The organism is Pseudoflavonifractor sp. BSD2780061688st1 E11 (assembly GCF_005844125.1).
Taxonomy (GTDB): Bacteria; Bacillota; Clostridia; order Lachnospirales; family Lachnospiraceae; genus Sellimonas; species Sellimonas catena.
Window position 1 is genome coordinate 1 of the sequence record NZ_SPHM01000029.1, and the last position, 18,300, is coordinate 18,300.

The 18,300-nt window shown below is 48.2% G+C and carries 13 protein-coding genes and 1 pseudogene; 12 read left to right on the plus strand and 2 right to left on the minus strand.

Annotated features, from left to right (window positions below; genetic code table 11):
- Positions 1 to 103 precede the first annotated feature (103 nt).
- The 11 genes and pseudogenes from FGQ85_RS12660 to FGQ85_RS12710 all read left to right on the plus strand — a co-directional run.
- Positions 104 to 541: pseudogene (locus tag FGQ85_RS12660) on the plus strand (sugar ABC transporter permease); the annotation flags it as partial.
- Complete coding sequence (locus FGQ85_RS12665; RefSeq protein WP_343215466.1) at positions 534 to 1,364, plus strand: carbohydrate ABC transporter permease; 831 nt, start codon at positions 534 to 536, stop codon at positions 1,362 to 1,364. The pseudogene FGQ85_RS12660 and the gene FGQ85_RS12665, both read left to right, overlap by 8 nt.
- A gap of 93 nt (positions 1,365 to 1,457) precedes the next feature.
- Positions 1,458 to 4,502: a glycoside hydrolase family 2 TIM barrel-domain containing protein gene (locus tag FGQ85_RS12670; RefSeq protein WP_138373608.1), complete on the plus strand. Its 3,045-nt coding sequence runs from the start codon at positions 1,458 to 1,460 to the stop codon at positions 4,500 to 4,502.
- A gap of 15 nt (positions 4,503 to 4,517) precedes the next feature.
- On the plus strand, positions 4,518 to 6,530 hold the full coding sequence (locus FGQ85_RS12675) for a beta-galactosidase (RefSeq protein ID WP_138373609.1): 2,013 nt from the start codon (positions 4,518 to 4,520) through the stop codon (positions 6,528 to 6,530).
- A gap of 80 nt (positions 6,531 to 6,610) precedes the next feature.
- Entirely contained in the window at positions 6,611 to 6,967 is a 357-nt protein-coding gene (locus tag FGQ85_RS12680; protein ID WP_087168984.1) for a molecular chaperone Hsp90, read from the plus strand.
- A gap of 132 nt (positions 6,968 to 7,099) precedes the next feature.
- Positions 7,100 to 9,385 carry an EAL domain-containing protein gene (locus FGQ85_RS12685; protein ID WP_138373610.1) on the plus strand — a complete coding sequence of 762 codons (2,286 nt, stop codon included), beginning with the start codon at positions 7,100 to 7,102 and terminating at the stop codon, positions 9,383 to 9,385.
- Positions 9,375 to 10,760, plus strand: a complete 1,386-nt coding sequence (locus FGQ85_RS12690) for a diguanylate cyclase (RefSeq protein WP_171027962.1) — start codon at positions 9,375 to 9,377, stop codon at positions 10,758 to 10,760. The genes FGQ85_RS12685 and FGQ85_RS12690 overlap by 11 nt, the downstream gene beginning before the upstream one ends.
- Before the next feature lie 4 nt (positions 10,761 to 10,764).
- A complete protein-coding gene (locus tag FGQ85_RS12695) occupies positions 10,765 to 11,622 on the plus strand; it encodes a DUF5685 family protein (RefSeq protein ID WP_118636638.1) in 858 nt (285 codons plus the stop codon).
- Positions 11,603 to 12,247, plus strand: a complete 645-nt coding sequence (locus FGQ85_RS12700; RefSeq protein WP_087168988.1) for a DnaJ domain-containing protein — start codon at positions 11,603 to 11,605, stop codon at positions 12,245 to 12,247. The genes FGQ85_RS12695 and FGQ85_RS12700 overlap by 20 nt, the downstream gene beginning before the upstream one ends.
- Positions 12,238 to 12,768, plus strand: coding sequence for a hypothetical protein (locus tag FGQ85_RS12705; protein WP_087168989.1), 531 nt, complete (start codon positions 12,238 to 12,240; stop codon positions 12,766 to 12,768). Before FGQ85_RS12700 ends, FGQ85_RS12705 begins: the two co-directional genes overlap by 10 nt.
- A 153-nt stretch (positions 12,769 to 12,921) precedes the next feature.
- On the plus strand, positions 12,922 to 16,164 hold the full coding sequence (locus FGQ85_RS12710; RefSeq protein ID WP_138373612.1) for a UvrD-helicase domain-containing protein: 3,243 nt from the start codon (positions 12,922 to 12,924) through the stop codon (positions 16,162 to 16,164).
- Positions 16,165 to 16,326: 162 nt separating this feature from the next.
- On the opposite strand, the gene FGQ85_RS12715 is transcribed toward FGQ85_RS12710, so the two are convergent.
- Together FGQ85_RS12715 and FGQ85_RS12720 are read right to left on the minus strand one after the other, a co-directional pair.
- Complete coding sequence (locus tag FGQ85_RS12715) at positions 16,327 to 17,436, minus strand: MBL fold metallo-hydrolase (protein ID WP_138373613.1); 1,110 nt, start codon at positions 17,434 to 17,436, stop codon at positions 16,327 to 16,329.
- Positions 17,437 to 17,452: 16 nt separating this feature from the next.
- On the minus strand, positions 17,453 to 17,782 hold the full coding sequence (locus tag FGQ85_RS12720) for a helix-turn-helix domain-containing protein (protein ID WP_138373614.1): 330 nt from the start codon (positions 17,780 to 17,782) through the stop codon (positions 17,453 to 17,455).
- 195 nt (positions 17,783 to 17,977) lie between these two features.
- Here FGQ85_RS12720 and acgA point away from each other — a divergent pair, with 195 nt between their 5' ends.
- Positions 17,978 to 18,223 carry an ACGX-repeat peptide gene (gene acgA / locus FGQ85_RS12725; protein WP_087168993.1) on the plus strand — a complete coding sequence of 82 codons (246 nt, stop codon included), beginning with the start codon at positions 17,978 to 17,980 and terminating at the stop codon, positions 18,221 to 18,223.
- The last annotated feature ends 77 nt before the right edge of the window (positions 18,224 to 18,300 follow it).

Genomic DNA, 18,300 nt, shown 5'->3' on the forward strand with positions numbered 1-18,300 from the left:
AAAAACACATAAAAAGAAACCCCCAATTCCCCCATGAATGGGGGCTAGGGGGCTGAAGTGTCGAAGACACTTTTTTAATCTTGGTATTCTGGAGTCCAATTACAATTTCCTTGGAAATGCAGCCAGCGCAAAGGCGGTTATTATCATCGCCCTGATCTGGAGATGGACAGGATACAACATGGTATTCTATCTTGCAGGATTGCAGAATATTGAATATTCCGTTTACGAGGCGGCCAAGATTGACGGTGCGAACGGATGGAAGACATTCTGGGGTATTACGGTTCCGCTTTTGAAACCAACGATTATCATGACATTTATCATGTCCATCAACGGAACGCTTCAGTTGTTCGATGAGTCTGTCAACCTGACAAACGGCGGACCGGCAAATGCGACGATCACCATGTCACATTATATTTACAACAACTCACTTGGACAGGGGGTTGCAAACTTCGGATACGCGACGGCAATGTCATTCTTCGTATTTATTATTGTTGCGATCCTGGCATTTATCAATATGAAAGTAGGTGATACGCGTGACTAAGAAAAGAAATAGAAGTATGATTCAGCGCCGGTTGATTCCTACATACATATTTTTGATTATCGTAGCGTTCCTTTCCGTATTCCCGTTCTACTGGATGATTTCAGCAGCAACAAACACTTCCTTCGAGGTGGCAAACGGAAAGCTGACGCTCGGCGGACATTTTATCGAAAACTTCCAGAATCTTGTAAACGGCAATGATCTGTGGAGAGCAATGGGCAATTCTTTCCTGTATTCTATTTTGCAGACAGTTCTTGCGATTTTGATCTGTTCTCTTGCAGGATTTGGATTTGAGCTGTATCATGACAAGAAAAAGGATGTTCTGTTTTCCATTATTCTTCTTGCCATGATGATTCCTCAGGTAGCGACGATGATTCCTCTGTTCAGACTGCTTTCATCAGCAAAGCTTTTGAACTCGGCGTTAGGTTTTATCCTCCCGTCTCTTTCGACGCCGTTCCTGATTATGATGTTCCGTCAGAATTCACGTAACTTCCCGGTTGACGTTATGGAAGCAGCGCGTATCGACGGACTGAGCGAAATCGGAATCTTCGTAAGAATGTACATGCCGATGATGAAAGCAACCTATGCAGCAGCAGCGGTTATCACATTTATGAATGCATGGAATTCATACCTGTGGCCGAAGGTAATTATGACCCTTCCGGAGTCACAGACAATGCCGATGTTGATTGCCAACCTTTCAGGTGGATATACAACAGACTATGGTGTATTAATGGTGGGAGTTCTCTTCTGTTCCATTCCTACTATGATCGTCTTCTTCGTACTTCAGAAACAGTTTGCAGAAGGTATTACAGGAGCCGTAAAATAATAGACAGAGAGCCCGCATAAGAGCAGGAGTCTGCCGCAAATGCGGCGGACTCCTTTTTTCATACAAAGATTCAGGGAAAAAGAGGAGGAAACTATGAGAACATTTAATTATGAAAACGTAAAGAATCCGGAGTATTTCTGTGATGGAAGAGCAGAGGCTCACTCCGATCATGCGTACTATGCGTCCGAAGCGGACAGAGAAACAGGATGCAGTCTGTTTCAGGAGAGCCTGAATGGAATCTGGAAATTCCATTATGCGAAAAATTATGACGCAGTTGTGCCAGGATTTGAGAAAGATGAATACTGCTGTGCTTCCTGGGATGATATCCGGGTGCCGGCCCATATCCAGATGGAGGGCTATGATGCGCCGCAGTACGCGAATACACAGTATCCGTGGGAAGGACGTGAGGACATCCGTCCGGGAGAGATTCCGGAGCACTTCAATCCGGTCGCAAGCTATGTGAAATATTTCCGCGTGCCGGAGAGAATGAAAGGCAAACGTCTTTTTATCTCCTTCCAGGGGGCAGAAAGCGGCATGGCTGTCTGGGTAAACGGTACCTTTGTGGGATACAGCGAGGATACCTTTACACCGTCCGACTTTGAACTTACTGACTATGTAAGAGAAGGCGAAAACAAGCTGGCTGTGCAGGTATTCAAATGGACGTCCGGAAGCTGGTGTGAGGATCAGGACTTCTACCGCTTCTCCGGGCTTTACCGGGATGTCTACCTGTACACGGTGCCGGAAGTCCATATCCGTGATCTTAGAATCCGCGCAGTTCCGGATGAGACGCTGGAAAAGGCGGAGCTGGAAATCTGCACCCGGACATGGGGAAGCGGAAAAGCAAAGTTCTTGCTTTCTTACCACGGAGAAGTTTGCTTCGAGGAAGAGAAGGAACTGAATGGAGAGAATGTCTTTACCTGGGAGATCGATCATCCGGCGCTCTGGAGTGCGGAAGAGCCGAATCTTTATGACCTGTCGATTACCGTGACAGACGCCTCCGGCACTTTGATGGAAATCATTCCGGAGAAAGTGGGATTCCGCAGATTTGAGATGAAAGACCGCATCATGACACTGAACGGTAAGAGAATTGTCTTCAAAGGGGTTAACCGGCATGAATTCAGCTCTGTGAGCGGAAGACATGTATCGGAAGAGGAGCTTCGAAAAGACCTGACCATCATGAAGCAGAACAACATCAATGCAGTGCGGACATGCCATTATCCGAACTCCTCTTTGATCTACAGACTCTGTGATGAATACGGTCTGTATCTGATTGATGAGGCGAACCTGGAGAGCCACGGAAGCTGGGATACCTATCCTATGGACGGGGATGAAGATTTCATTGTGCCAAATGACAAACCGGAATGGCTTGCGATGATGCTGGACCGTGTGAATTCCATGTACCAGAGGGACAAAAATCATCCGTCCATCCTGATCTGGTCCTGCGGAAATGAGTCTTTCGGAGGAAAAGATATTTATGAAATGTCTCAGTTTTTCCGCAAGGAAGATCCGACGAGACTGGTACATTACGAAGGCGTCTTCCAGGATCGCCGCTACAATGATACCAGCGATATGGAGAGCCAGATGTACACACCGGTGGAAAAGATCAAGGAATTCCTTGCAAAAGACAGAAGCAAACCATTTATCTGCTGTGAGTATACCCACGCCATGGGAAATTCCTGCGGGGCAATGCACAAGTATACCGATCTGACAGATACAGAACCGCTCTATCAGGGAGGATTTATCTGGGATTACATTGACCAGACGATTTATAAGAAAGACCGTTATGGCAATGAATTCCAGGCATACGGCGGCGATTTTAATGAAAGACCGACCGACTACAATTTCAGTGCCAACGGGATTGTATACGGCGGTGACAGAGAGCCGTCCCCGAAGATGCAGGAAGTCAAATTCAACTATCAGAATATTACAGCCGAAGTGACAAAGGATCAGGTAAAAGTCATCAACAAGAACCTCTTCCTGAACACCGGTGTGTATGAATGCGTGGTAACAGCGGCACGGAACGGAAAGACAGTCAGAGAACTTGTTATGGCAACCGATGTGGAACCGCTCTCCGAGAAGGTGTATGATCTGCCGCTTCCAAAAGAGACGATTCCGGGAGAATATACGATCACGGTTTCCTTCCGGCTGAAAGAAAACACGATCTGGGCGAAAGCAGGACATGAAGTGGCATTCGGACAGTATGTCTATGCGATCAGGGAAGAGAAGAAAGCATGCAGCCGTCCGGTGAAGGTAATCCGCAGCAAGCATAACATCGGTGTCAGGGGAGAATCTTTTGAAGCGATCTTCTCCGGGCCGGAAGGAGGACTTGTCTCCTACCGTTATGCAGGAAAAGAAATGATCAAGGAAATTCCAAAGCCGAATTTCTGGAGAGCTCCGGTGGACAACGACCAGGGCAACCAGATGCCGAAACGGTACGCACAGTGGAAGATCGCCAGCATGTACGCGTCACACAAGGATTACCGGGGGGACGACCTTTGCAAAGTTCTTCTGCCGGAAGTAGAGGCGGCGGAAGATTCTGTCAAAGTGACATATACCTACCTTCTGCCGACGACTCCGGCCGGCGAGTGTACGATGACGTATGTGGTAACCGGCGACGGCACGGTACAGGTAACGCTTTCCTATGATCCGGTCAAAGAACTGGGCGATATGCCGGAGTTTGGCGTGATGCTCAAGCTGGATGCGGACTACGATCATGTGACATGGTACGGACTCGGACCGGCTGAGACCTATGCGGACCGTAAAAAAGGCGCGAAGCTTGGAATCTACCAGAACCTGGTGAAAGACAATATGGCAAGATACATTGTGCCGCAGGAATGTGGAGCAAAAGAAGAAGTACGCTACGCAAAAGTGACCGACAGAAGCGGAAGAGGAATGCTGTTTGAAATGGATGAAAAGAGTGGACCGATGATGTTCTCCGCGCTTCCTTATACACCGCACGAACTGGAAAATGCAAAGCATCCGTATGAACTTCCGCAGGTTCATTACACGGTTGTACGTGCGGCTCTTGGACAGATGGGAATTGCAGGAGACGACAGCTGGCTGTCTGTTACGCATCCGGAATATCTGTTAAACGCAGACAAAAAGATGGAGTTTACATTCCGTTTCCGCGGAATCTAAACAGGAGGAGTAACAATGTTAGGAGAAAGGATTCTCCACGGTGGAGATTACAATCCGGATCAGTGGCTGGACCACCCGGAGATTTTTGAAGAAGATGTAGCGCTGATGAAAAAAGCGAACGTGAACTGCGTAAGCCTTGGCATTTTTGCCTGGGCTTCGCTGGAACCGGAAGAGGGGGTCTATCAGTTTGACTGGATGGACCGGATCATCACAAGGCTTGAAACGGAAGGGATTCAGGTTATCCTGGCAACCCCTTCCGGGGCAATGCCGCACTGGCTCACTCAGAAATATCCGGAAGTGATGCAGGTGCAGGCGGACGGCAGAAGAAATCTGCCTGGAAAGCGCCACAATTTCTGCTACACCTCGCCGGTGATGCGTGAGAAAATCACGGCAATTGACCGGGAACTGGCAAAGCGGTTCGGAAAAAGAAGCAATGTGATTCTCTGGCATATTTCCAATGAGCTTGGAGGAAACTTCGCGGATTCCGTTTGCCATTGTGAACACTGCCAGGCGGCATTCCGTATCTGGCTTAAGAAAAAGTACGGTACACTTGAGAATCTGAACCGGGCGTGGTGGAATTACTTCTGGAGCCACACCTATACGGACTGGGAGCAGATTCACAGTCCGGTTCCAAACGGCGAGACGACGAGCACGGCTCTTGTGCTGGACTGGAGAAGGTTTGCCACGGAGCAGATGAATGACTTTTACCAGCTGGAAGCACGGACGGTAAAAGAATATTCGGATCTTCCGGCTACAGCGAACTTTATGTACTTTTTCAAAGGGATGGACTACAACCGATTGAAAGAAGGAGTGGATATCATTTCCTGGGACAATTATCCGTACTGGCACAAACAGAAAGATGAAGTCCCGATGGCGGTAAAGGCAGCCGCAAATCACAGCCTGATGCGCTCCCTTCGGAAAGCGCCGTTCCTTTTGATGGAAAGCTCTCCGTCCGCCATCAGCTGGCGCGAGGCCAATCCGCTGAAGCGGCCGGGTATGCACATGCTTTCCAGCATGCAGGCGGTGGCACATGGATCGGATTCCGTACTGTATTTCCAGTGGCGGAAAGGACGGGGAGGCTTTGAAAAGTTCCACGGCGCCGTGCTGGATCACAGAAACGGATCGGATACCCGGGTATTCCGGGAAGTGACCGAACTGGGAGAGAGACTTTCGGGTCTTGGTGCGCTCATTGATCATACAGTAAACAGGCCGAAAGCCGCCATCATTTTTGACTGGGACAACTGGTGGGCAGTGGAAGATACGCAGGGACCGCGTCTTGACTTTAATTATGTGAAAACGATCCTCAAACACTACCGTGTGTTCTGGGAAAACGGCATTGAGGCCGATCTGGTGGATATGAACGATTCTCTGGAAGGATACAGCCTTGTGGCGGCGCCGTTGAACTATATGTACAAGGAAGGATATCCGGAGCACGTAAGAAAGTTCGTGGAGAACGGAGGTATTTTCGTTAACACCTGCTTCAGCGGTATGGTGGATGACACAGATCTTTGCTTTACCGGACAGTCCCCACTGGAAGATGTGCTGGGAATCATTCAGGAAGAGATTGACGCGCCGTCTGAAGAATTTGAGAATCAGTTTACCTATGGCGGATCTGTTTATCCGGCACAGTACCTTTGCGAGATCGTACATGCGAAAGAAAACACAGAAGTGCTTGCAGTATACGAAAAAGATTTCTACGCCGGCTCTCCGGTTGTGACACGCAACAGCTTCGGAAAAGGAGAGGCATACTATCTGGCGGCAGAATCCAGCCTCGATTTCCTGCGGGCGTTTTATCAGGATCTCTTTCGGGAAGCCGCTCTGGAAAACGCGCTTCAGACAAAGCTGCCGTACGGTGTGACCGTGACAGAACGTGTCGGTGACAATGGAAAACGGGTTGTGTTTGTTATGAACTTCAAAAATGAGCCGGTCTGCGTAGAAGGAATCGGAAAATGGACCGATGCGGAAACTAAGGAAGTGTACGAAGGCACACTGGAAATGAAACCGTTTCAGTGTATGATTCTGATTTAATTAGAAAATAGATGGTCCGATCCGGACCGGATTGTGCTACAATAGTAGGAGAGAAAATTTTCAGAAAGGGTGTGTACAGTATGACTCAGGAAACATTAAATTATGTAGTAGAGAAGACAAAAGAGCTGATGGCAGCTCCGTCATGCAGTCAGGAGGCAAAAGATGCAGCACAGGCATGGCTTGACGCTGTAGGAACCGAGAACGAGGCAGAAGAGACGAAAAAATATATTGCCGAACTCGAAGAAGATATCATGACGCTGGACGGACTGATCGCATTTGCAGAGTCCGAAATGGGTGCTCAGGTATTCGGAGCAGAAAAGACAAAAGAAGTCGCTGCTCATGGAAAAGAATTAAAAGCTGCAGGCAAACAGTACTGTGACTGCCCTGCATGCGCAGCTGTAGAAGCAATCCTCGCGAAGAAGGACGAGCTTTTATAATTTTATAGTGCAACGGAGAGCGTAGAAAAATATCTTCAGCCATTATAAGATGGTTGGAGATATTTTTTTGCACTCCTTGACACCTCATACTTCTCTATTTTATGATAAAAGCATGTTAAAGGATGTGGAAATATGAGCGAAAAACAGTTGATGAGAAGGCTGAGGAAAATCACAGCGGTAGTTGTGGTGATCAGCATTCTATTGTTCCTCGGGGGAGGCTTTATTACATCTTCGCTTGGCCGGGTGCAGAAAGATACCATGACAACGCAGATGATTTCAGAGGCGGAAGAATACAAGGCAAATGTACTGCGTAAAATCAAGATGGATCAACAGACACTCCAGACGCTGGCGAGTTTCTTCCGGTTCAGCAATACGATCAGCATGATTGATACGGATGCCTTCGCGAACGGTCTTTATGAATCGAACCGGCATAACAGTTTTATCCAGATGGGTTATTTTACGGAAGACGGCGATGGAATCCGGGTGACAGTTGATAGAGAGATTAAGAAAAATGTCCGTATGGAAAATCTGGAAGAGGAACTGCAGGCGAGTATCGGAGAGGCGTGGCAGGGGGAGAGCGCGGTGTCCAGAGTCTATGAGGATGCCCGGACCGGGGAAAAGGTTTTTTCCTATGCTGTTCCTGTCTATCAGGGAGACGAGATCACAGGTGTGCTGACTGCGAAAGACAGCATTGAAGCATTTGAAGATATTCTGGATGATAAGACGGCTATGAACGGTTATGGTTATGTCCATATGATCGGAAAGGAAGGGAAGTTTCTGATTCGTTCTAAAAATAAAGTCGTCAATAGAAGAGTGGAGAGTATTTTTGACGGGAACTATATCACAGAGGCAGAAAAGGAGAAAATCCGGGAAGCGATCGATAATGATGAGAGCGTGTTCAGTAAATTCCGGTATCAGGGAACGGCGTATCAGATTTATCTGAATCCGATCGGCCTGAATGGCTGGTACCTTTTCTGTGTTGATACAATGCAGGGGGTGAATGCGCCCATTTATCAGATGATCAATGTTACAAGGGCAATTTTTATCGGAGTCCTTTGTCTGAGTGTATTTCTGCTGATTTATGGCTATCGGATGTTGAGAAAGAATCACAAACAGCTGATTGAGCTTGCTTACTATGACTCTTTGACAGGAGCATATAATACGGTCCGCTTTATGCAGGAAATGAAGGATGCGCTGTCAGGACCGGAAAAGTACAGTGTCTGCGTTCTGAATATTCATCAGTTTAAATTTATCAATGAAATATTCGGGCGCGCGCAGGGGGATAAACTTCTCTGTCATATCAGTCAGGTATTGAAAGAAAGTGTGAATCTGGGAGAGTATTTCTGCAGAGATACCGGTGACTTTTTCTGGATGATTTTAAAAGGGCAGAATGAAGAAGCGATCAGAGAGCGTCTCTATGAAATGATGGAAAAGATCAGCCGTTTTTCATTGAGCCAGCATCACAACTATCAGATTATGATCTATTGTGGAGTGGCTGTGCGGCGGGATGACAGTTCCGCAGAAATGATGATGACACATGCAATGTTCGCACTTCAGACGGCAAAGGGAACAGACAGGAATAATGTCTGGTTTTATGACGTGGAGCTTCATAAGCAGGAAACACTGCAGAACTACATCGAAAGTCATATGCATCAGGCGCTGAAGGACAAAGAGTTCCGGATGTTTTTACAGCCGAAGATGGATATGAGGACGGGAAAGCTTGGAGGCGCAGAAGCGCTTGTCAGATGGATTCCAAAAGACGGGACAATCATCTATCCGAACCAGTTTATCCCGCTGTTTGAAAGCAATGGGTTCTGTTCCAGCCTGGATATGTATATGGTGGAAAATGTCTGCAGGAAAATCCGGGAGTGGATCGATGCCGGGATCACACCGGTTCCGATTTCCGTGAATCAGTCAAAGATCCTCTTTTACGAGGAAGACTATGTGGAGAATCTATGTGCTGTTCTGGAACGGTACCGGATTCCGGGCGATCTGATTACGCTTGAGATTCTGGAGGGACTTGCCGCAGGAAATATTGATGAACTCAATGAGAAGATCGATCAGTTAAAGGAGAAAGGCTTCCGCATTTCCATGGATGATTTCGGAAGCGGATATTCTTCTTTTAATATACTTGGAAAACTCCATATCGATGAGTTGAAGATGGATCGGGTATTCCTGTCAGCGATTACGGGGAAAGAAGATGAACGGCAGAAGATTATTATGGCACAGGTAGTGGATCTGGCAAAGAAGCTTCGGATTTCTACTGTAGCGGAAGGTGTGGAAACAAAAGAAAATGAAACATTGATCCGGACACTGGGATGCGGCTACGGTCAGGGATATTACTACAGCAGGCCGATTGATGAGGATGAATTCGACAGGAAGTATATGGAAAAGGGGAACGGAAATCATGAAGTGTAAGGAAAAAGGAGGAAAGACGTGGGAATACAATCCGGTCTTTCAGACTTTAAATCAGTTTTATAACAATGCATTGACAAAGCGCGACGCAGAAAGTGCGGCAGCGCTGATGACAGAAGATGTTTATTTTCTGGGCGCTTCCGAGGTAGTGTTCGGACGGAAAGTGTTTATCCAGTTCCTGGAGGGAGAATTGAACAGTGTCGCAAAGCCGATTTTATATCAGATCACGGATTACAGGGAAAAGAACCGGGACGGACATTCCTGGGACTGCTACTGTCAGATCGGGATTGCAATGCAGGGGGAAGAACAGCATGAACATGAAAGCATTGCCAGAGTAACGGCCACTGTTGTGGAGGAGAACGGGCAATACAGGATTTCAGTTCTTCACCGGACTTTGCTGGAAGGTTATATTCAAAAAGAGGAACGGTTTCCATTCCGCATTCTGTCAAACCGCCTTGGAAAACCGGATCAGATTTCCAGGCGTGAACTTCTCGATATCATCTGCGAGACGATGCCGAGCGGTGTGATCGGAGGGTATATGGAGGACGGTTTTCCGATTTACATGGTCAATGATAAGCTTCTGGACCTGCTTGGATATACATATGAGGAATTCATGCAGGCAACAGGAGGAAATGTACTGAACCGGATCTGGAAGAAGGATCAGGATGAAGCGCTTGCTGTTGCAGAAAGAGAATGCCGGGAGCGCGGAGAATATGAGATTGAATACCGAATGATGAAAAAAGACGGGAATTTTGTGTGGGTTTATGATCGGGGGAGAGTGATTACCACACAGGACGGACGAAGAGCAGTAATCAGTTTGATCGTTGACATTTCTGAAAATGTACGGATTAAAAACAACCTGTTCGTAGAATCAGTGACAGACCCTCTTACCGGACTTTACAACCGCAGAGGCGGCGAAATGATGGTTGCACAGAAACTTGGAAACGGCAAACCTTATATCTTCCTGATGCTGGATATTGACAGATTCAAGGAGGTTAATGATTTCTACGGCCATCACGAAGGAGACAATGTCTTAAAGTATGTTGCGGAGGAGCTGAAGCACTGCTTCCGGCAGGATGATGTGATCATCCGGCTTGGAGGGGATGAGTTTGTGATTTTTGTACATCCATGTACCAGCATTCCGGCGATTGAAAGTAAACTGGTAAAGATCAGCAGGATATACCAGGAAAAAATAGAGCTGGATTATCCGAAAAGCAAATCTTCACTGTCTTTTGGAGGAATTTATGCAGATCATGGAATTTCTTTTGTTGAGCTGTACAAAAAAGCAGATCAGATTTTATATGGTGTGAAACAGCAGTGTAAAGGGACATTTCGTATTGAAAATATAGAGAAAGTAAAAAAAGCAGAACAGGAGTAAGTGGATGTTTGGATATGTAACAGTCTGTGAGCCGGAACTGAAAATGAAAGATTTCCGAAAGTACAGGTCGTATTATTGCGGGCTGTGCCAGGAACTGAAGGAAAAATATGGATTTTCTGGTCAGATGACACTGACCTATGATATGACGTTTGCAATCATCCTGCTGACGTCGCTGTATGAATACGGGACAAAAACCGAGCAGCGCCGCTGCAAAGCACATCCGGTGAAAAAGCAGACAATGAACCGAAATGAAATTACAGACTATGCGGCGGATATGAATCTGCTTCTTGCATATTATCATCTGGAGGATGACTGGGCCGATGAAAAGAAGCCGGGAGCACTCCTTGGAAAGGGCGTACTCCAGAAAAAAGCCGGAGCAGTTATCCGGAAATATCCGCGTCAGAGCAAGGTGATCCAAAAGGCGCTGAGGGGAATCCGCAGGTGCGAAAAAGAAAACTGCATGGATCTGGACCGTGTCTCAGGATACTTTGGACGGATGATGGCAGAGCTCTTTGTTTACAAAAAGGATGTGTGGGAAGAGACACTCAGGAGAATCGGATTTTTCCTCGGAAAGTTCATCTATCTGATGGATGCGTATGATGATCTGGAAGAAGATATGAAGAAACATTGCTACAATCCACTGATCCGTATCCGGAAAGAAAAAGACTATGAAGAGCGGATACGTAATATTCTCTGTATGATGATTGCGGAGTGCAGTGCAGAATTTGAAAAGCTTCCTTGCCTTTTGGATGTAGACATTTTGCGAAATATCCTGTATGATGGAGTGTGGAATCGTTACAGATTGATTCAGATGAAAAAGAAAGAAGGAAAGGAACAGGATCATGTCAAAGAATCCGTATGATGTATTGGGTGTATCCCCAAACGCATCTGACGAAGAAGTAAAAAAAGCATATAGAGAGTTAACAAGAAAATATCATCCTGATGCGAATGTAAACAATCCGCTGGCAGATCTTGCAGAGGAGAAGTTTAAGGAAGTACAGGAAGCATATGATGAGATTATGAAAGAGCGTGCATCGGGCGGAAGCTCCGGCGGTTACTCCTACGGGGGCGGTTCATCCTATGGCGGAGGTTCTTCCTACGGCGGAAACAGCAACGACGTTGAGATGCAGGCAGTCTTTAACTATATTAACAACAGACGCTACCGTGAGGCACTCAATCTTCTGGACAGGATGCCGAACCGGACCGCGATGTGGTATTACGCAAGCGGTGCGGCAAATGCGGGGATCGGAAATCTGGTTGTAGCAAGAGAACATGCCGCACAGGCAGTGAATATGGAGCCGAATAATGTGCAGTACCGTCAGCTGCTAAATCAGATTGACTGGAACAGCAGAAGATATCAGAATAATCCGTACGGAGGCGGATACGGTGGAAACTCATCCTGCGGTACGGGAAATATGTGCTGTGATTTGTGGCTGGCGGATACGCTGTGTGAATGTATGGGAGGAGATCTTTGTTCATGCATGTAAAAGGGAAAATGATGGCGTTCTGCGGTCTGTTCATTGCACTGTCGGTCGTTTGTATGTCTCTCGGAAGCGTGATTGAGACGAATACGCTCTTCCTGCTTGCAGCTGCTTCATTTTTTGTAGGTATTGTAATCAGGGAGTTCGGAATGAGGACAGGAGGGGCCTTTTATGTGGCTGATGTTCTGCTCGGTCTTCTGATCGCACCGAACAAGTTTTATGTTTTCTCCTTTGCGGCGATGGGGCTTTATATCGTGATCATCGAAGCGGCATGGAGATTTCTGGGACGTTCCAGCCGGACACAGCGGCAGACTATTTTCTGGGCAGTCAAATATATGGCGTTCAATGTCATGTATATTCCGATGCTGATATTTTTTGAAGAACTGATTCTGGGCGGGCAGAAACTTTCCCCGATTATGACGGCCGGAATCTGGATTGCAGGCCAGATTGCACTGTTTATCTATGACCGCGCATATGAGTATGTACAGGCCCATGTCTGGACGAAAATCAGAGGAAGAATGTTTTAGAGGGATGCTATTTTTAGGTCTCGGTATACAGTAGTGTACCGGGGCCTTTTTATAATGCCCGGGAGTTTGTTTTCCCGTGTCCGGCTTGACCGGATCTTCAGACCGCGTTACAATTTCGGTAGTTCTATTTTTACAAATGAGGAGTTTTGTGCGATGTATATTGCGGATTTACATATCCACTCCAGATATTCCAGAGCCACCAGCAAGGACTGCACGCCGGAACATCTGGACCTGTGGGCAAGAAGAAAGGGAATCCATCTTGTCGGAAGCGGGGATTTTACCCATCCGGCATGGCGGGAAGAGTTAAAGGAGAAACTTCGGCAGGATGAAAACGGTCTCTATGTCCTGAAAGAGGAATACCGGATCCATGAGGACTCGGCACCTGATCATATGATTCCGCGCTTTGTGATTACCGGGGAGATCAGTTCGATTTACAAGCAGGGCGGAAAGGTGCGGAAAGTACACAGTCTGATTCTGCTTCCGGATCTTCAGAAGGCAGAGATCATATCCAGAAAGATGGAAGAAATCGGAAACATCTATTCGGACGGAAGACCGATCCTCGGCATCAGCTGCCATGATCTGCTGGAAATCATTCTGGAATTGTGCCCGGAGGCCGTCTATGTGCCGGCTCATATCTGGACGCCGCATTTTTCCATGTTCGGTGCGTTCTCAGGGTTTGATTCCGTGGAAGAGTGTTTTGGAGATCTCGCCGGCTACGTGCAGGCGGTGGAAACCGGGCTTTCCTCCGACCCGCCGATGAACTGGAGAGTGTCGGCTCTGGACCGGTTCCAGCTGATCTCCAATTCGGATGCCCATTCTCCTGCAAAACTCGGGCGGGAGGCGAATCTTCTGGATACGGAGCTTTCCTATCAGGGACTGAAAACCGCGGTGGAGACAGGAGCGGGACTTCTGGGAACCATCGAATTCTTCCCGGAGGAAGGAAAATATCATATGGACGGGCACCGCAAGTGCGGGCTTTGCCTGAGCCCGAAAGAGACTGAAAAGTACGGCGGGATCTGCCCGGTGTGCGGGCGCAAGATCACGATCGGAGTGTCCCACCGGATTGAGCAGATGGCGGACCGGCCGGAACAGTATCAAAGACCGGGAGCAAAGCGGTTTGAAAGCCTGATTCCCCTTCCGGAAATCATCGGGGCGGCTCTGGGACACAGTTCCGCAAGCAAGGGCGTGCAGAGGGAGTACCAGAAGCTGACGGCAAGACTCGGGGCCGAGTTTGAGATTCTGCGGAATATTCCTGTGGAAGAGATCCGGCATGTGTCCGGCAGACTGATTGCAGAAGGAATCAAACGGCTCCGGGCAGGGAAAGTGACATGGAGCCCGGGATTTGACGGAGAATACGGAAAAGTCCGGATTTTCGATGAGGAAGAGCGTAATGAGACAGACGGGCAGATGGATTTTTTCAGTATGCTGGGAGTGAAAGAAGAGGTAGGAAAGCAGGCAAAATCCGGGAAAACACGGGAGAAAAAAGTGAAGGCTTCGGAGGCCGTGACGGCGAAGCGAAAAGAGCCGGACGAAAAGCAGGAAGAAGCTATAGAAGTAACAGGAAAACGGCAGGCGGAAAATGCCGGAAAGAATCCGGGCAGACTTAATGAGAAGCAGCAGAAGGCGGCACATTCGCCGGCCAGAAGGACGGCTGTCATTGCAGGACCGGGAACCGGAAAAACCAAGACATTGATTGCGAGACTTCTGTATCTGGTGAATGACCAGAAGATAAACCCGGATCGGATTACGGCAGTGACCTTTACAAACCAGGCAGCGGGAGAAATCCGGGACCGGCTGCAGCAGGCTGGAGAGCAGGGTAGCAGTTTTGCCGGACTTCAGACGGGAACATTCCACGCCATCTGTCTGCGTTTCCTGAAGGAGCGTGGAGTCCGGGTTCTTCTGGCGGATGAAACCCGGTGCATCCGTCTGGCAGAAGAGATTCTGGCACGATTTGGAATCGACGAAGAGCCGAAGGAGTTTCTGGAACAGGCGGCCAAATGGAAGGAAATGCAGATTCTGCATCCGGAAGAGGCCGGGGAGAAGGGAGAAAAGGAACCAGACCGTACAGCAACTTATGAGGCTTATGGCGAGGAAATGGCAGGCCGGGGACTCTTTAGCTTTGAAGATCTGATCCTGGAGACGGTCCGGATGTTAAAGGAACATCCGGAAGAGAAAGGATGGCGGAAGCCGTTCGGGCATCTGCTGATCGATGAATTCCAGGATATCAGCCCGGTGCAGTATGAACTGATGAAAGAGTGGAACCGGGGCGGAGAAAGCCTGTTTGTGATCGGAGACCCGGATCAGGCGATTTACGGATTCCGCGGGTCGGATGCCCGCTGCTTTGAAAGACTGCATCGGGAATTCCCGGATCTTAGCATGGTCCGGCTGGAAGAAAACTACCGGAGTACACCGCAGATTTTAAACAGCTCCCTTGCCGTGATTTCAGAAAATCCGGGAGAAGAGCGGATCCTCCATCCAAACCAGAAAGACGGCGTTCCGGTCCGGATGTTAAAGACCGGCGGAGAAATGGCTGAGGCCATCACGGTGGCAAAAGAGATTGGACGCATGGCAGGCGGGATCGGAATGCTGGAGGCCCAGCGAACGTCCGAAGAAAAAGAACGGAAAATCCGAAGTTTCCACGAGATTGCAGTACTGTACCGGACACACCGGCAGGGAGAACTTCTGGAAACCTGTCTGAGAAAAGAAGGGATTCCGTACGTAGTGTCAGGAAGAGAATCCTTTTTAAAAGACGAGACCCTCCGCCGGAGCGCAGCCTTTTTCCGGTACCTTCTGGATCCGGAACAGACGGCGGCAAAAGAAGAAGGAAGCCTTCTGTTTACAGACGGAGAAGGAAATCCACTTGGCAGTCTGCTGTTTGAAGAGACGGCACAAGTCTGGAAAAAGAAAATCCAGGAACAGAGCCCGGCAGAACTTCTGAAAGAATGGATCCAGGAGATGGGAATGGAGACGAACAAAGCCATGGAAAAACTATCCCGGATGGCAGTATGCTATGAAACGATAGAAGAACTTCTGACAATGCTGGAACTTGGAGTAGAAAGCGATCTGAAACGCTGCGGGGAGAAACAGTATACCGCAGAAGCAGTGACACTGATGACCCTCCACGGCTCCAAAGGCCTGGAATTTCCGGCAGTGATTCTATATGGAGCAGAACAGGGAAAAATTCCTCTGGAAAACGAATATTACGAAACGGATTTTGAGGAAGAACGACGGCTCCTTTACGTCGGAATGACAAGAGCCAAAGAAGAACTGATCCTCACATCCGCAGGCGAAGAAAGCCCGTTTCTGAAATCACTCTCCGGTGACCTGCTCCAACGAGAAACAGCCGGCAGGAAAAAACAACAAGAACTCTGGCACCAGATGAGCCTGTTTGAATGATATTCATTGGGGACGTGTTCCGGCGTTTCGGAACCTGTCCCCGATGAAAAAAATCTGACAATTTGAGTTTTCCCTTATTTTATGCGGGTTTCGGGCGTTTTTTGCGTTTTGGGGACGTGTTCCGGTGCATCGGAACACGTCCCCAAAATGGTTAAAATCCCTCTATTTTTCTTCAATCTGGAACTGTACCATGCTTCCAGCCTGTTCGGTTACCCAGAAATGTATGACTTTTTTCATCAGCATATCTTTTAAAACTTTTGTGTGCGGGTGTTTGTATTTATTCTGGTATCCTGCGCTGATGATCAGGACAAACTGCCCGCAGGAAAGTTCTTCGTTATAATTGTGCATGGAACCGTGATGTGGAACCTGTACGGTGCCGACAGACGGCATGTAGGCAGAGAGTTCTCCGGTGAGTGCGTCCCAGTTTTCTTTTGTTCCGGCGTCGTAGTCGCCCAGATACAGGCAGCCGTCCGGATAGCCGGTCCTGCGACCGGACTGTGGTTCTGTCAGATCCGGCATGAAAAAGCGGTACGGGCGGATCTGGCGGTGATCCGGCGTAAGCGGCCCGGAGTATACGACAAGGGAGTTGGAATTGAGACTTCCCGGTGCGTATTTCTGGTAAATCCGTTTAATATCATCCCAGTCATAGGAGAAGATATCGGATGTCTCAAGGTAGGCCTGCAATGTCTTTTTATCATATCCATTTTTCTTCAAGCCCCGGAAAAATGCCTTGCTTCTTCGGGTATTCTGGAAATTGTAAGGCACATAACCCCAGTCGGAGTCTGTATCGGACACAGTCAGATCCACTGCCTTGCCGGAAGGAACAGCACCGACATTGCCGCCCGGTCTGCGGCTGGAATCCTGCGGCATCACATAAAAGATTTCCGGAGTCTGCGTATCGACAGGAAGGGTGTAATCCTGCACTGCCCCATAAGGATCCACGATAAGTTTGGATAAAAATTCCGATTCTGTATTTTCCAGCCGGGCAATGAGCCTGGTCAGAAGGATTTCTTCCTCCGTCAGGAACGGAAGGTACAGACGTTCCACACAGCAATGGGATAACAGAAATGGAAGTCCGTTGATGTGATCTTCGTGTAAATGGGAAATAAAAACTGCCTGAATCTTCTCCCTGGACTCAAACGTGCAGGCAATCTGCTTTTCGATAGCGGACCTGCTTGTGGATGAACCGCAGTCATAGACAACATTGACTCCGCAGTCAAACTGTTCTGTATAAAAGGCACCCTGCCCAACAGGTAAAAAACTTCTGATCATGTATGTACCTCCCGTATCATTCGTTCATCATTTTCTGATATGCACTGCCCCACTGTTCCATGGCATCAAGAATCGGCTCCATGGATTTACCAAGAGGGGAAAGGGCATATTCCACCCGCGGCGGCACTTCCGGATAAACTGTTCTTGTGATGATCCCGTCATCCTCCATCGCCCGGAGACTGTCTGTCAGCACTTTCTGGCTGACCCCTTCCAGGTCTCTTCTCAGTTCATTAAAACGCCACGGCCGCATCCGAAGATTTCTCAGAATCAACAGCTTCCATTTGCTTCCGATCAGCTGTACTGTCGTTGCCACAGGACAGGCCGGCATTTCTTCTTTTGTCATCATCTGGCGTCACCTCATCTCAATAGTTTTGCTGGAAATATTATATCAGATTTGAATGTAACATGCCAGTTGAATCCAGGGGTTATAAAAAGGTAACTAAGTAATAGATTAGTGCGTACTTTTTTCAGGAAGTTCCCGGCAGTACAATAAAACTGCAAACAGGAAGACGTTTAACGACAAAAAAAGGAGGAACAGAATATGTCACTTTTGAATCTGTTTGGATGGAGCAAAAAAATGGAAGAGGCGCCGGCATCTGCATGCGGTACGGCGTGCGGGGCAGCAGGAAAACCGGAGGAAACACCGGCAGCATGCGGCACAGCGTGCGGAGCAGCTGACAAACCGGAAGAGACACCATCTGCATGCGGTTCTGCGTGTGGAGCAGCTGACAAGCCGGAAGAGACACCGTCTGCATGTGGTTCCGCATGTGGAGCAGCTGACAAATAGGAAGCTGGAAGAAGAAAACGGACGCGGACTTCCCGGAAGGCCTGGGCCTCCGGGGAGCCAATGAAGAAGAAATTCGG